Origin of the sequence: Streptomyces sp. NPDC046215, assembly GCF_040646215.1 — a bacterium.
Classification (GTDB): Bacteria; Actinomycetota; Actinomycetes; order Streptomycetales; family Streptomycetaceae; genus Streptomyces; species Streptomyces stramineus.
This window is the reverse complement of the sequence record NZ_JBEYZW010000131.1, coordinates 1-14,426: the sequence shown is the minus strand read 5'-3', so window position 1 is coordinate 14,426 and position 14,426 is coordinate 1. Positions and strand designations below refer to the sequence as shown.

The window sequence follows — 14,426 nt, the reverse complement described above, 5'->3', positions numbered from 1 at the left end:
GATACGCGCCGACCTCCACCTGGCCCTGCTCCAACTTGCCTGCGGCGTCATCTGCTTACGACGACTCAGAACCGCATTCTGAAATGACCAGTTAAAGCACTCCCTCAAACAGGCTGAGTGGACGTTCCGGCTGAGTGTCTGGTTCATGTCTGGCGGCGCAGCCGTCATCCTGGCCAGTGGAGTTCTGGCGCTGGTACATGCGGGGAATCCGGGCCTTAGCTACCTGCCGATCGCGACAAGCTTGACAGGCGCTCTGATCACGGTCGGGGGCGGAGCGCTAGCAGTCCATGCGCGCCGCGCTCGTGCTCACGTAACGGAGCAAGCCGACCGCATGGACGCCAAGATCGACCTTGACCACAAGCTGGAAACAGCCACCACGCTTATCGATCGGGTTGAAGATCCCGTAAGGCGCGATCGCCTCAACGCGGCTGCCGCGATGAAGGCGCTGGACATGCAGTCGAGCCCTGAAGTGATGGTTGATCGCCTGTTGCCAAAGGGAGAAGTCCGTCAGCTTGGCGAGAACGAACCAGGTGGACGCACCCCCTGATACAGCAGAAGCGAAGAGAGGACGCGCGCTGCGCGAAACGAAACCGAAGTGCACGGCAAGAGATGCGAGGGTGACGGCCAGGGATGGGGTATGACCCCCTGGAGGGAAGGCCCGGTACCGCCACGTGTTAGCCGCTCAGATCCTGCCACGGTTCCCAGGTCGACCAGGACCTGCGCTCACCCTTCCTGAGTGCACGAAGAGCAGGTCAGCGGCGGCGAGGGCGTTCTATAGGGCGCTTGTCGGCGCTGCATTACTCATGCGGCGCCGACGCCAGCGGTACGCCGTTTCGTCAGGACCTGCGGGCCTCGCTCAGACGGGCATGAAGGGTCTGTCGAGAGATGCCCGTCATCCGGGCGAGGGCCGCTGCATTGATCTCGACACCCTCGCCTTCCATGACCAGGGCGATCCTTGCAATCTCTCGCAGCGCACTGGTGCGGACTTCATTCGCAAACAGCCACTCGCACGCCTTCCTCTGGATCTCTTCGAGGCGCCACTGGGCGTGCTCGTCGCGCTCGGCGTGGGTCAGGACCACCTCGGCGGGGTTACTGTCGAAGCGATCGAGGAGCTTCAGCGCTTGCTCAACATCCACCGAGAGAAGGTGGGTTTGGCCAAACTTCAGGTCGCGCCCGATCAGGCGCTCATGCAGCTCCGCCTTGCGGGTCTGGGTGGCGGCCAGCTCCCGATAGTCTTCCGCCTTCTCGGAGTCCCCTTGCCGGTCGGCGTCCGCCGCTCGCCGATAGGACGCGCCAGCGGCGATACGGAGGCTCTCGACCCGCTCACGAAGTCGATCATCATCACTGAACATGGCCCGATGTAAAGACCTTGACGCATCTAGCGTCAAGTACTTTACGGCGGCCCGGCTTCGTGAAGGGCGGCTTATCGGCCGCGACAGCCGCTTGCCACCTTCACACTGTGGCCGGCAGCCCAGGCAGCTCTGCCTCTTCCGCTGCCCTGCGTGGCTATGGCCCCCCATCGTCGCCCCCACGCTCTTTGCCGAGGAGGTACTCCCTGATGAGCCGCCCCAGGACATCCCCCTCGTGAGCGCGTTCGTTGAAGACGGCTCGTTGGAAGGCTTCGCGCTCTTCGCGTTCCAGAAAGGCCACCAAGTCCTGAGCCTTCGGGTGCTGGTATCCACAGCACATCAAGCGGGTGCAGACGTTGCGAGACTTTCCGAGTTTCGGTGTGCGCCAGGGATGGTGCGGGTACCCCCTCAACTCCGCCTTGCAGCGCGCAAGGATCTCAGACAGCTCGGTCTTGTTTCGATGCCTCTCACCCCCATAGTGCAGGCGGAACCACTCGCGGCGATCCATGTCCGCTATCTCCCGCTGCACACGCCCTACTCGCCTCGTAATGCCGGCGTAGACCTCGGGCCGCATAGCCCGCGTTGCAAACCCCGCCTTCGGGTATCTGTGGTGCAGGTCCATGTCCACTACCCAGCGCCTGGCACTACGCCCCTTCTTCCAGCGATTGCAGTCATCACAGGCCGGGACGAAATTCCACCAGATGTCCGCTCCCCCGGCAGCGATGGGCTCCTCGTGATCGATCGTTGTAGCAGCCGACCGGCCGCAGTAAGTGCACAGTCCACGCTGCGCTGTCAGGACCATGAGCCATTGCCAGGTCTTCTGCTTGCCTCGCTCTCCGCGACGGATTGCGTCCACCACATGCCCTCCCTCTAAGTAATCGCGAGGATCGTAGGGGGAGGCACTGACATCCGATACGTGTACGACAGACCCAGCCTAGGTGCGCCACGACTCGTGCTGACAGTGCCAGGCCGAGGGCGGCACCAGTTCCGATCATGGCAGTGCCTCTGCCCGGCTATCCAGAGATCTTCGGTAGGCAGATTCCGCCGGGTATGGGCACGGCTAGAGCGCTGCGCCATACCCGGTCGGCGCCCAAGGTCTGCACCTCCTTGGGCGCGGTAGCGCCCAACCTGGTTAGCTTCCTGGTCTTCCTGATGTCGGCCCCTGACGGGGCCACTCTGTCGACGTGGCTTCGCGCTGTGGCGGCCGAAGGCCGCCGCGCCCCGCTTGGGCTTGGCTTGCCCTCTGCCTTGACTCCTGATCACCGTGAGGCTGTGCGTCTGCCTGAGCGCCTGTCGCTTCGCTCTCGTCTCCTCGTGAGCCGTGCGGCCTGTCGGCCACTCACGGAAGCGCACAGCCATTCGCCTGCCATGCGGCACGGGTGAGCCTGCCAACGGCGAAGGGAAGGACAGGGCTCACACCTGCCAGGGCGACGGCGAGACGGACAGCCGAGACGTACGAGGCGACGACGAAGGGATGGGGGTTGCCCCCTTGACGCCGAAGCCAGGACCGCCCTGTCATGGCAGAAAAAATCCTGCCACCATCCCAAGATCGATCAGGCGACGGCGAGGGCGGGGCAGAGCACCGCCAGTAGCCCTTACAGGGCTCCCACCGCCACGGCTCCAAGGTCGAACAAGCGACGGCGGACAGAGGTGACGGCGGAGAAGTAGCAGATGGGAGCGCTGCCCCTAGCTCGGCCGGCGCCTGAAGCCTGCACGAGAATGAAGCCTTACGAGGCTTGACGTAAGCCGCCTTGCTCTGTGGCCGCGTAAGCGGCCCATGCGCCTTGACGCAGGTCGAAGGGCTTCGCATTGTGGGGCGCCGCCGCGCCCCACCTGGCCAGCTTCCTGGGCTTACTCCTGTCGTCCCCCTTCGGGGCCGCTCTGTCGAAGCGGGCTTCCTGATGTGCGGCCGGAGGCCGCCACTACTGCCTACCCCTTCGCCGCTGCATGTACGTAAGCCGCTTCGACCTGTGGGCCCCAGAGGGGCCAGGCTCGTAGGGCTTTGAACCTACTGAGATAGATAAAGAGGAGGCGGACATTTGCCCAGGTCAAGGCGTGTACCACGACACGTACCGCGTGTCCCTGCGCCACGCCTGACGTGTACGTTCCGGGTGTTTGTACACCTGTCGGATGTCGTCCGCGCGGGGTGAGCGCTCAGGCGGCGCGCGTCCAAGGGGTGACGTCGCCGTGCACGCTGCACCTGCGGCCTCCCCGGCCGCCCTTCTGAAAGTGGTGATGCGGCAGGGTGAGGCATCGGACGGTTGAGTCGTGCCCGATGAGGTCCAACGCCTTGGCTCGCGCGACCGCGTTCGTGACGCTCTGCCTGGATGGGATGACTCCGTCATCACGAACAAGGACCGTGGCGAGTTCGCCCATGCGGAACTCGGCGTGACCTTTCTGGTTCGCACGCCACAGGGCTGCGAAGTAGACGCGGTAGTGAAGTAGGTGCCCGTCGTTCCTGGCCATGAGTTCGGAGTGAGCCTGAGAAATGCCGCCCCATTCACTGCCGGGTCCGAAGTCGATGCGCACTGAGTCGTGATCCTTCCGGTGTGGCGCGGGGTGCGCCGATAGTCGGTGGTTCGCATGTGCTCCCTTCTGGTAGGCACAGCCAGCCGTGCGGGTGGCTTGGGGATGGGCTCAGGTCAGGCGGCTTCCCGGCAGTCCCGCTCGATCCAGCGGTCCACGTCGGTGGGCCGGAAGCGGAGGTGTCCGCCGATCTTGCAGGCGGGGATGTTGAGTGCTCGGTGGTTGTTGTAGACCCACGCGGGCGTCACGCCCAGGTGCTCGGCCAGGTCGGCGACGCTCATCAGGCGGGCGTTCTGCAATGGATGGCTCCTCAGTTAGTGGACGGGGGAGGGGTCCCCTCGGGCTACCCATCCTGAGATATCAGTCTGGTTCCGTCAAGCCCGGATGCGCCACACCCTGACTTGCCCAGTGCGGTTGGGTTCCGTATGTTGCTCCGCATGACGAACACCAACGATCACGAGGGCAGCGCTACGCCCCGTGCAGGCGTCGAATCGGTCCAGCGCATCGGGGCATGGAAGGTCACCATGTGGATGCCGCTCGACTCCACCTCGGGCAACCCCCGCGAAATCCGGATCGAGCCGCACGAGGAAGCCGACCAGCAAGAGGCGGCGCGCGGCATCACCAGCACGATCCTGCGGCAGATCGACACGGCCGCGTTTGCGGAAGAGATGGGGCCACTGGCAAAGCTCGCCCGCACTGGCCAACGGGAGGTGGAGAAGTTCCGGCGGGAGCTGGCCGGCCTGCCCAAGGGGGTCACTGACGAGTACCTCGCAGTGATCTCCGCCTTGTACGTGCGCTTCGTCAACTCCGGACGGACCGCACCCGCCCAAGACCTTGAGGCGTGGACCCAGACCAAGCAGGCCACCTTGAAGGGCCACCTTCGAGCGGCGCGACAGCGCGGCTTCCTGACCAAGGTCGAAGGCAAGGCGGGCGGACAGCTCACGGACAAGGCGATCGAGATTTTGAAGGGGACCAGTGTCAGCAACGTGCGACTGCCGTAGCGGACAGGGCAGAACGAGGGGGAACTAGCCGAGTGGCAAAGCGCGGCAACGGACTCGGTGGGACTCCGGTGGAGATCCCGCGCACGGGCCGACCGAACACCTGGGGCGTGCGAACGCCCCTGCACTTCGACCCGGCGACGGGCAAGAAGGGGCGCTACTGGATAGGCCGGGAGTACAAGACCAAGACGGAGGCGGAACGGGCGCTGCGCAAGTGGCACACCGACCACGAGGCAGGCACCCTCACGCCCCGCTCCGGCATGACCATGGCCGAGCTCATGGACGGGTGGCTTGCCAAGCACCGGGGCGAGGACACCACGAGGGAGGGGTACGAGCCGAAGATCCGGCTGCACATCAAGCCGCACATAGGCAAGGTGAAGGTGGTGGAGGTGACGGACGAGCGGCTGGACGAGCTGTACCGGCTCCTGGAGAGCACGCCCATCGAGGCGAACGGGAACAAGCCGCTCGGCCCCAAGAGCGTCCGCCACATCCACAACATCATCTCGGCGGCGCTGGACTCGGTGACCGGACCGAGGAAGCTCCTCACGGTCAACCCGGCCCACACCGCCAACCCGCCCACGGAACGGCAGATCAAGGCGGCACAGCCGGACTTCCCCACGCTCAACGATCACGAGACGGGGCGGTTCCTGGCGGACATCTGGAAGCCGTGCGGCAACCGGGCCTGTGACGGCGGGCTGACTCACCACTGCCTCCGGGACGCCCCGCTGTGGACCTCGTACGCGGCCACCTCATGCCGACGCAGCGAAGTTCTGGGGTGGAAGTGGTCGCTCATCCACTGGGATGAGTGCGCCATCGAACTGGCCTGGGTCGTGGTCGAGGAAGGCAACACGTACCGGCTGCGCAAGCTGACCAAGGACGGAGACGACAACGCGATCATCTACGTAGACCAAGCCCTGGTGAACGTCCTGAAGTGGCAGAGGGAACGCCAGGACGCGGAGCGGGAGCGGCTCGGGGATCTCTGGGTGGACCATGACCTCGTGTTCGCCCGCGACGGCTTCAAGCTGTACCGGGGCGAGGCGGGCGGACCGCAAGACCCCGAGAAGGTGTCGGCTCGCTGGCGGACGGCACGCAAGCGTCTGCACCTGCCGGACAATTTCCGACTGCACGACTGGCGGGCATCGAAGATCACGAACGATCTCGACAACCACGAGAACCCGGTAGAGGTCTCGGCCAACGCCCGGCACCACTCGCCGGGCTACACCATGACGCGGTACGGCAGGCGCCGCGCCGAAGGAGCGAAGAAGCTGGCCGCTTCCAGCGCTGCCCGAATCGGCCTGTCATCCCTGGTCTGACCAGGAAGTTCGCTCGGCTGTTGGTCACGTGGTTGGTCACGCCACAGCCGGAGAAACAGAAGAACCCCAGCCGAAGCTGGGGTTCTCGCTGGTGTCCGAGGGGGGACTTGAACCCCCACGCCCGATAAAGGGCACTAGCACCTCAAGCTAGCGCGTCTGCCATTCCGCCACCCGGACCAGGTGTTGTCTTCGCGGTGTGTTCCCCGCGGCGACATGGATAACAATACCAAGGTTTCGGAGTGCCTTTCACCTGGGTATCCCTGCCGGGCATACAGTCGATTTATGGGCAATCTGGGACAAGCCGGGGCGCACAGTGGGGTCCGGCGGCGGCCGCGGGCGCTGTCGCCGTTGCGGGAGCACCTGCGGGATACGTTCTGGTTCACCCCGGCCCTGGGGCTGGTGGGGGCCCTGGTGCTGGCCGTGGGGGTGCTGGCGCTCGACGGGCTGCTGATCGAGGCTCTGCAGGGTGACGGGGACTACGACACCGTCGCCGAGCTGATCGACCTCGCCGACGACGCCAAGACGATCATCACCACCGTGGGGTCGGCGATGCTGACCTTCATCGGTGTCGTGTTCTCCATCTCCCTCGTCGCGCTCCAGATGGCCAGCGGGCAGTTCTCGCCGCGCGTCGTCCGGCTGTACGTGCGCAGCCGGATCACCAAGTGCACCTTCGCGGTGTTCCTGGCCACGTTCCTCTACGCGCTGCTGGTGCAGGCGTCGTACCAGGGCGATGCCGACCCGCGCACGGTGGAGACCGTGCCGCTCATCTCCAGCGTCACCTGCGTACTGATGGTGCTGGTGAGCCTGGGGCTGTTCGTCGTCTACGTGAACTCCACGATCCGGCTGATGCGCGTCAGTCATGTGATCGACCGGATCACCCGGGAGTCGTTCCGGGCCCTGGAGCGGATCGGGACGGTGGAGGACGAGCCGCCCGCGCTGCCGGAGGGCGGGAGCGAGATCGTCCACGGCGGGCGGGCGGGGGTGCTGCGGGACGTGAACATCGCCCGGCTGGTGCGGGTGGCGCGGCGGCACCGGGTGGTGGTGCGGCTGATCCCGCGGATCGGGGACTTCGTGGTGCCGGGGACCCCGGTGCTGGCCGTGCACGGAGGGACGGTCAAGGGGGCGGTGCCGCTGCGGGCCCTGCGGTCCTCGGTGTCGGTCGGGGTGGAGCGGACCTTCCACCAGGACCTGGGGTTCGGTCTGCGGCAGCTGTCGGACATCGCGCTGCGGGCGCTGTCCCCCGCCGTCAACGATCCGACGACCGCCGTGCAGTGCCTGGACCGCATCGTGCAGACCCTGGCCGCGGTCGCCGGCCGGCCGCTGGGCGCGCTGCGCCACTGCGACCGGCGGGGCGAGGTGCGGCTGGTGCAGGAGCTGCCCGGGTGGACCGACCTCGTCGACCTCGGGTTCACCGAGATCCGGGGCTGCGCGCCCGCCGCCCCTCAGGTGACCCGGCGGCTGATGGCCGCGCTGGACGACCTGTGGTGGCTGGCCCCCGAGGGGCGGCGCGAGCCCTTGGAGCGGCACCGTACGCTCCTGCGGCAGGCCGTGGAGCGTGCGGTGCCGGAGCCGGCGGACCGGGCGTTCTCGCTGGTGCCGGACCGGCAGGGGATCGGCTGAGCCGGCCCGCCGGCCGTACCGTCAGGGCATCAAGTGGTAGTCGGGGAAGTTGCCCGGCAGCCGTTCCGCCGGGCCCGACGGGCCCTCGGTCACCGCCTTCACCAGCAGGTCCCCGCCCACGAAGGCGCCCCGCCAGGAGGCCCCGAAGCCGCCGAAGATCTCGTCGCGGTCGCCGCGCGAGCGCGGGGTGCCGTGGCCGGTCTTGAAGGCGCGGATCTGCGGGGCGAGGCGCTCGTACGCCGCCCGGTCGTCGCAGGAGAGGGTGGCGACGAGGGCGCCGTTGCTGGCGTTCATGGCGGCCAGCAGCTCGGCCTCGGTGTCCACCAGGACGATCGTGTCGACGGGGCCGAACGGCTCGGCGTGGTGGAGCGGGGAGGACGGCGGCGGGTTCAGGAGGGTGACGGGCGGGACGTACGCGCTGGTGTCCTGGCCCGGCAGGAAGCGGCCGTCCGCGCTCTCGCCGCGGTACAGGGGCACCGCGCCGCGGTCGACGGCCTCCGCGATCCGGTCGGTGAGGTCCTTGGCCTTGGCCGCGTTGATCAGCGGGCCGAAGTCCAGCTCCGGGAGGTCGTCGCCGGGCGCGGCCACCGCCAGGGGGTGGCCCATCCGCACCGACCGGACCGCCGGCAGGTACACGGCCAGGAACTCCGCGAACGCCGCCCGCTGCACCACGAAGCGCGGGTAGGCCGTGCAGCGCTGCTTCGCGTAGTCGAAGGTCTTGCGGATCTGCGGGGCGAGGGTCTCCCAGCCGGTGAAGTTCCAGATGCCCCAGGTGTTGAGCCCCTCCTGTTCGAGGATGTGGCGTTTGCCGAGGTCGGCGACCGCCGTGGCGACCCGGGCTCCGGTGTCGCGGCCGCCGACGAACGACACACAGCCGATCTCCGGGGCGCGCACCAGCGCCTCGGACAGCTCGCCGCCGCTGCCGCTGACCAAGGTGATCGGCACGCCTTCGCGGGCGGCGAGGGCCGAGGCCAGGGTCAGGCAGGCCAGGCCGCCGTCCGTGGGGGTCTTGGCGATGACGGCGTTGCCGGCCAGGGCCTGGACGAGCAGGGCGTGCACCAGCACGCTCATCGGGTAGTTCCAGCTGGCGATGTTGCTGACCGGGCCGGGCAGGGGTGCGCGCCCCCGCAGCATCCGGTCGCTCTCGGCGACGTACCAGCGGACGCCGTCGATCGCGCGGTCGACGTCGGCGCGGGCCTGGCGCCAGGGCTTGCCGATCTCCCAGACGAGGAGGAGGGCGAGGAGGTCGCGGTGTTCGGCGAGCGCGTCGAGGGTGGCGCTCACGCGCGCCCTGCGGTCGGCGAGCGGGGTTTCGCGCCAGGCGCGGTGCTGGTCGAGGGAGGCTCGTACGGCCTGGTGGGCGGTGTCCGGGCCGAGCCTGGGCGGGCCGGCCACGGGGGTGCCGTCGACGGGGGTGGTGGCGGGCAGGGGGTGGCCGTCCAGCTGCCAGGCGCCGTTCCAGAGGTTGAGGACGCGGTCGTCCCGGAACGCCTCGGGGGCGAGCGACAGGCAGCGCTGCCAGGCGGTGGCCCACTCGGTGCCGGGCTTGAGCAGGAGCGGGCCGGAGGGATCGAGGGGGTCGGGGGAAGGTGCCATCGTGATCTCCGCTCTCGGTGCACGGTCGGGGCGGGGAAGTGGCGCTCTACTGAACGGTAGCCACGCAGCGGGCCAACCGGAGGGCAGCCGTCCTCGATGAGGCCCACGTCACGTGCGACCGGCCGGCGGCGGGCGGCGGACCACCGGGGACAATGATCCGGTCCACGCCATCCACCAGTACCGGGACTGATCGCCATGGGACGGGTCACCGCACGACGCCGCGTCATCCGCATTCGGGACGGGGTGGTCTCCGCCCGTCCGGACACCCTGGTGGCCGAGGAGCCGATGGAGATCCGGCTGAACGGCAAGCCGCTCGCCATCACCATGCGCACTCCGGGCGACGACTTCGCGCTCGCGGCGGGGTTCCTCGTGAGCGAGGGCGTGCTGGAGAGCGCGGAGGAGGTGGCCAACATCGTCTACTGCGCGGGGGCCACCGATGACGGGGGCAACACCTACAACGTCGTCGACGTGCGGCTCGCGCCCGGCGTCCCCGTGCCCGACATCGCGCTCGAACGCAATGTCTACACCACGTCCTCGTGCGGGCTGTGCGGCAAGGCGAGCCTGGACGCCGTGCGGACCACCACCCGGCACCCGGTCGCGGACGGCCCGGAGCCGCTGCGGCTGGAGCCCGCCCTGCTGGCCGCGCTGCCCGACCGGCTGCGCGAGGCCCAGCGGGTCTTCGACCGGACGGGCGGGCTGCACGCCGCCGCGCTGTTCTCCGCGGCGGGCGAACTGCTGGACGTGCGGGAGGACGTGGGCCGGCACAACGCGGTCGACAAGCTCGTGGGGCGCGCGCTCCAGCAGGGGCTGCTTCCGCTGTCCGACGTGATCCTGCTGGTGTCCGGGCGTGCCTCGTTCGAGCTGGCGCAGAAGGCGGTCATGGCCGGGATCCCGGTCCTGGCGGCGGTGTCGGCGCCGTCGTCGCTGGCGGTTGACCTGGCGGCGGAGACGGGGCTGACGCTGATCGGCTTCCTGCGGGGGGCGTCGATGAACGTCTACGCCGGGGAGGAGAGGGTCGTCCTGGACGGCCGGCGGTGACGCTTCGCTGGAACGTGAGCGCCTTCCGCCCTGCGGGCGGGCCGTCGCATGCCTTCGCGTGCGTCGTGGCTGGGCGCGCAGTTCCCCGCGCCCCCCTCCGGCGCCGGGCCGTCGCATGGCCGTCGCATGCCCCCGTGCGTCTGCGAGTGCCTCATCGCTGGGCGCGCAGTTCCCCGCGCCCCTCAAACGTGAGCGCCTCCCGCACCTGCGGGCGGGCCGTCGCATGCCTTCGCGTGCGCCTGCGGGTCCGTCGTGGCTGATCGCGCAGTTCCCCGCGCCCCTTTCCGGCGCCGGGCCGTCGCATGCCCCGTGCGTCTGCGAGTGCCTCATCGCTGGGCGCGCAGTTCTCCTCGACCCCTTCGGGCGCGGCCCTGTCGCTCAGTCGTCCGCCCTCGCCACCCGCGCCAAGAGCGCCAGGAACTGTTCCCGTTCTGCGGGTGACAGAGGGGCGAGCAGAGCCGCGTTCGCCTCGTCGCCCAGCGCCGCCAGCCGGGCCAGGCTGCGGCGACCCGCGGCCGTGAGGGCGATGGCGTTCTTGCGGCGGTCGGCGGGGTCGGGAGTGCGGGTGACGAGCTCCGCGGCCTGGAGGTCGTTGAGGATGCCGACCATGTCCTTGGGGTCGAAGCCCGTGGTGCGGCCCAGTTCGGCCTGGGCGACCGGGCCGTGGTCGGCGACCGCGGCGAGCACCGCGTGGTGCGGCATCCGCACGCCCTCCCCGGCGAACGCCTCGCCCACCAGCCGGCGGCCGCGCGCGGAGGCGCGGTTGAGCAGCCAGGTGGGGAGCGCGCGGATGCGGGTGAGCGCGGGTTCGTTCGCTGTCATGGGCCGAGCCTACCCATAAACCGTTGGACCTCCCAACGAACGTTCCCTATCGTTGGGACCTCCAACGATATCTGGGAGGTGCGCGTGCGTCGCGTCCGGTTTCACAAGAACGGCGACCCCGAGGTCCTGCGCGTCGAGGAGGCCGGCGTCCCCCGCCCGGGCCCCGGCGAACTGCTGCTGCGCACCGAGGCGATCGGCGTCACCCTGCCGGTCGTCCGCAAGGTGCGCGAGGGCGGGATCCCGCTGCCCGCGAGCCCGGGCGGTGAGGTCGCCGGGGAGATCGTCGCCGTCGGCCCGGAGGTGACCGGCTTCGCGGCCGGCGGGCGCGTCACCGGGCTGTGCTTCGGCGCCGCTTACGCCGACCACGTGCTGCTGCATTCCGCCATGGCCTCCCCCGTGCCCGACGGCGCGAGCGCCACGGACGCCGTGGCGCTCGTCCGCTGCGGCCTGGTGGCGCTCGGCGCGTACGAGGCCGCCCGCCCGGCGGAGGGCGAGTCGGTGCTGGTGACGGGCGCGGCGAGCGGGGTCGGCCACCTCGCCGTGCAGCTCGCGAGGGCCCGCGGGGCGCGGCGCGTCGTGGGCGCGGTCGGCTCGGCGGCCAAGGCGGACTTCGTCCGGTCCCTGGGCGCGGACGAGGTGATCACCTACGCCGAGCTCGGGGACGGGGGGCGCACCGCCCCGGTCGACATCGTCTTGGACGCGGTCGGCGGCGAGCTCCTCTCCCCCGCCGTCGCGGCCCTTGCCCCGGGCGGGCGGCTGGTGGCGTACAGCTCGGGCGGCGGCACCGTCGAGGCGTACGACCTGCCGGCCGGGGCCAAGTCCGCCATCGGCTTCCAGATGGCGCTCGTGGCCCGGGACCGGCCGGCGCTGATGGAGCGGTGGCGGCGGGAGCTGTGGGAGCTGTTCTTCGCGGGGCGCCTGCGGCCGCGCGTCCACGCCGAGCTGCCGCTGGAGGACGCCGCGACGGCCCACCGTATGATCGAGTCACGCGTCAACGAGGGCAAGGTGGTCCTGCGACCCGTGTGAGCTCTTTGGCCCAACTCGCCTTGTGGGGCCCCCGGGCGCACCGTACGTTCGGCCGCACCGGGCAGGGCACGCGAACTGCCCGGTTTCCGTGTCACGACATGTCAGACGTGCCTCGACGCGAAAGGGCCCGGGCCATGGCGCCGCACCCCCGCACAGGTCCCCGACACCCCGTCAGAGCCCGGTACGGCCGCGCCGCGGCCGTCGTCTCCACCGCTCTCCTGCTCACCCTGCCCGCCCACCCGGTGCGGGCCGGCTCCGGCCCCGCCGGTTTTGAGGAGCGCGTCCTGTTCAAGGCCGGGCACACCGACCACGGGCCTTACTCCTGCTTCCGCATCCCGGCACTCGTCACCACCGCCCGCGGCACCCTCCTCGCCTTCGCCGAGGGCAGGAAGGGCAACTGCGGCGACGCCACCGACATCGACCTGGTCCTCAAGCGGTCCACGGACGGCGGCCGCACCTGGGGGCCCCTGCTCATCGTCGACGAGGGCCTCGGCGACACCCACGGCAACCCGGCGCCCGTCGTCGACCGCGCCACCGGCCGGGTCGTGGTGGTCACCACCTACAACGCGGGCCGCCCCGACGCCGGCAACTGCGACGTCCCCTGCGCCCGCACCCCCCACCTGACGCACAGCGACGACGACGGCCTGAGCTGGAGCCGCCCGCGCGACCTCACCGCCTCCCTGCGGCCGGCCGGCTGGAACTCCTGGTACGCCACCGGCCCGGGCCACGGCATCCAGCTGGCGCACGGGCCCCACCGCGGCCGCCTCGTCGTCGGCGTCAACGCCGAGTCCCACGACGGCACCCGCGTGACCGCCAACCACGCCGCCCTCGCGCTCAGCGACGACGGCGGCGCGCACTGGCGGCTGGGCGCCGTGGACAACCACCCCCTGGCACCCGACGGCACCTACCGGCAGAAGCCGTCGGAGCTGACGCTCGCCGAGCGGGACGACGGGACGATCCTCGTCGGCGGCCGGGAACAGGACGGCACCGAGCTGGGCAACCGCGACGCCACCGTCAGCGCCGACGGCGGCGAGAGCTTCGCCGCGCCCTTCCGCTCGCTCCCGGGCCTCTACACGCCGATGGTGCAGGGCGCCGTCGTCGCGCTGCGCCCGGGCCGCTGGCTGCTGTCCGCGCCGGCCGACCCCGACCGGCGCCGCACCATGACGGTCCGCTCCTCGTACGACCAGGGGCGCACCTGGGAGAACGCCGAGCGCGGCGCGCTCGTCACCACGGACTGGTCCGGCTATTCCGACATGGCCGTCACGGCTCCCGGCACCACCGGTCTGCTCTACGAGGCGGGGAAGGCCGACGCCCGCGACGAGATCCGCTTCACCCTCTTCACCGAGGACCGGCTGGGCCCCCGGCGCGGCCCCGGCCCCGCCACCCCCGACCGGGCGCCGGGCGCGCGGGCCGCGGACGTCCTCGGCGGCGCGCGGCCCGTGCCGGCCGGCCGCTTCGGCGGGGCGCTGTCCTTCGACGGAGCGGACGACGCCGTCCGCCTCCCCTACCGCCCGTCCCTGCCGCTGGGGTCCGGTGACTTCACGGCCACGCTGTGGTTCCGCAGCACCACTTTCCGGGGGGAGCAGCCGCTGCTGTGGCTGGGCGGTGCGGGGGGTGCCCCGCAGGTGGGCCTGCGGGTGGAGCCGGGGGCCCGGCGGGTCGCCGGGCACATCACCGCCGTCGTCGGACGGAACCCGGCCAGGACCGCGACGGCGCGGGCGGCGGGCTCGTACGGTGACGGTCAGTGGCACCATCTGGCGCTGCGGCGCGGGGGCGGCCGCCTCACCCTCACCGTCGACGGCACCTCCACGGCGGTACCCGATGTCCCCGGGACGGTGAGCCGCACGTCGACGTTCGGTGTCCACCTGGGCCAGAAACCGGACGCGCGCACGTTCCTGACGGGCCATCTGGACGACGTCCGGGTATACGCCCGCGCCCTGACGGACCGAGAACTAACCCGCACCCGCACCTCAGGAACCCCCGTAGCACCGGGCGACCTACGGTCGTGGCTACCACTGGACCGGGTGACTTAGGCCGATACGTTGCCGGGTTCCCACAGGCTTTTCTCCCACCCACCCACGGGAGGTGGCGGGCCGGAGCGGGTGGGGGTTTCAGGGCGTAAAGCGAAGCAGCCCTGA

Annotated in this window: 13 protein-coding genes, 1 tRNA gene and 2 pseudogenes; 8 read left to right on the top strand and 8 right to left on the bottom strand. The window is 70.2% G+C overall.

Translation table 11 applies throughout. The annotated features are described in order from the left end of the window. Positions 1 to 109 precede the first annotated feature (109 nt). Together ABZ951_RS32210 and ABZ951_RS32205 are read left to right on the top strand one after the other, a co-directional pair. A pseudogene (locus ABZ951_RS32210) lies at positions 110 to 298 on the top strand (hypothetical protein); the annotation flags it as partial. 33 nt (positions 299 to 331) lie between these two features. Then, positions 332 to 547 (top strand): hypothetical protein, encoded by a 216-nt coding sequence (locus tag ABZ951_RS32205; RefSeq protein WP_344096139.1) that lies wholly within the window; start codon positions 332 to 334, stop codon positions 545 to 547. Between the two features lie 289 nt (positions 548 to 836). Here the strand turns inward: ABZ951_RS32205 and ABZ951_RS32200 are convergent, their stop codons facing one another. The 5 genes and pseudogenes from ABZ951_RS32200 to ABZ951_RS32180 all read right to left on the bottom strand — a co-directional run bounded on the left by ABZ951_RS32200 (position 837) and on the right by ABZ951_RS32180 (position 4,174). After that, positions 837 to 1,352, bottom strand: a complete 516-nt coding sequence (locus tag ABZ951_RS32200) for a hypothetical protein (RefSeq protein ID WP_344096137.1) — start codon at positions 1,350 to 1,352, stop codon at positions 837 to 839. Between the two features lie 154 nt (positions 1,353 to 1,506). Further along, on the bottom strand, positions 1,507 to 1,971 hold the full coding sequence (locus tag ABZ951_RS32195; RefSeq protein ID WP_344096135.1) for a hypothetical protein: 465 nt from the start codon (positions 1,969 to 1,971) through the stop codon (positions 1,507 to 1,509). A gap of 42 nt (positions 1,972 to 2,013) precedes the next feature. Further along, positions 2,014 to 2,151 (bottom strand): annotated as a pseudogene (locus ABZ951_RS32190) (HNH endonuclease); the annotation flags it as partial. Positions 2,152 to 3,503: 1,352 nt separating this feature from the next. Further along, the gene (locus tag ABZ951_RS32185; protein ID WP_344096132.1) at positions 3,504 to 3,878 is read right to left on the bottom strand and encodes a hypothetical protein; all 375 of its coding nucleotides are present in this window, start codon (positions 3,876 to 3,878) and stop codon (positions 3,504 to 3,506) included. Positions 3,879 to 3,991: 113 nt separating this feature from the next. Next, positions 3,992 to 4,174, bottom strand: a complete 183-nt coding sequence (locus ABZ951_RS32180; RefSeq protein ID WP_344096130.1) for a helix-turn-helix domain-containing protein — start codon at positions 4,172 to 4,174, stop codon at positions 3,992 to 3,994. A 138-nt stretch (positions 4,175 to 4,312) separates the two neighbouring features. On the opposite strand from ABZ951_RS32180, the gene ABZ951_RS32175 reads away from it, so the two are divergent. Further along, positions 4,313 to 4,876: a hypothetical protein gene (locus ABZ951_RS32175; protein WP_344096127.1), complete on the top strand. Its 564-nt coding sequence runs from the start codon at positions 4,313 to 4,315 to the stop codon at positions 4,874 to 4,876. Between the two features lie 107 nt (positions 4,877 to 4,983). After that, a complete protein-coding gene (locus tag ABZ951_RS32170) occupies positions 4,984 to 6,186 on the top strand; it encodes a hypothetical protein (RefSeq protein ID WP_344096125.1) in 1,203 nt (400 codons plus the stop codon). Positions 6,187 to 6,275: 89 nt separating this feature from the next. On the opposite strand, the gene ABZ951_RS32165 is transcribed toward ABZ951_RS32170, so the two are convergent. Beyond that, positions 6,276 to 6,363 (bottom strand) — tRNA-Leu (locus ABZ951_RS32165). A 105-nt stretch (positions 6,364 to 6,468) separates the two neighbouring features. On the opposite strand from ABZ951_RS32165, the gene ABZ951_RS32160 reads away from it, so the two are divergent. Next, the gene (locus ABZ951_RS32160) at positions 6,469 to 7,806 is read left to right on the top strand and encodes a DUF2254 domain-containing protein (RefSeq protein WP_344096122.1); all 1,338 of its coding nucleotides are present in this window, start codon (positions 6,469 to 6,471) and stop codon (positions 7,804 to 7,806) included. 21 nt (positions 7,807 to 7,827) lie between these two features. On the opposite strand, the gene ABZ951_RS32155 is transcribed toward ABZ951_RS32160, so the two are convergent. Continuing rightward, a complete protein-coding gene (locus tag ABZ951_RS32155; protein WP_344096119.1) occupies positions 7,828 to 9,402 on the bottom strand; it encodes an aldehyde dehydrogenase family protein in 1,575 nt (524 codons plus the stop codon). Positions 9,403 to 9,597: 195 nt separating this feature from the next. On the opposite strand from ABZ951_RS32155, the gene fdhD reads away from it, so the two are divergent. Further along, positions 9,598 to 10,440 carry a formate dehydrogenase accessory sulfurtransferase FdhD gene (gene fdhD / locus ABZ951_RS32150; RefSeq protein WP_344096117.1) on the top strand — a complete coding sequence of 281 codons (843 nt, stop codon included), beginning with the start codon at positions 9,598 to 9,600 and terminating at the stop codon, positions 10,438 to 10,440. Between the two features lie 378 nt (positions 10,441 to 10,818). Here fdhD and ABZ951_RS32145 read toward each other — a convergent pair whose 3' ends face one another. Further along, positions 10,819 to 11,262 carry a MarR family winged helix-turn-helix transcriptional regulator gene (locus ABZ951_RS32145; RefSeq protein WP_344096115.1) on the bottom strand — a complete coding sequence of 148 codons (444 nt, stop codon included), beginning with the start codon at positions 11,260 to 11,262 and terminating at the stop codon, positions 10,819 to 10,821. A gap of 84 nt (positions 11,263 to 11,346) precedes the next feature. Here ABZ951_RS32145 and ABZ951_RS32140 point away from each other — a divergent pair, with 84 nt between their 5' ends. Both ABZ951_RS32140 and ABZ951_RS32135 read left to right on the top strand, forming a co-directional pair. Then, a complete protein-coding gene (locus ABZ951_RS32140; protein WP_344096113.1) occupies positions 11,347 to 12,288 on the top strand; it encodes a zinc-binding dehydrogenase in 942 nt (313 codons plus the stop codon). 134 nt (positions 12,289 to 12,422) lie between these two features. After that, a complete protein-coding gene (locus ABZ951_RS32135; protein ID WP_361281523.1) occupies positions 12,423 to 14,321 on the top strand; it encodes a sialidase family protein in 1,899 nt (632 codons plus the stop codon). Positions 14,322 to 14,426 lie beyond the last annotated feature (105 nt).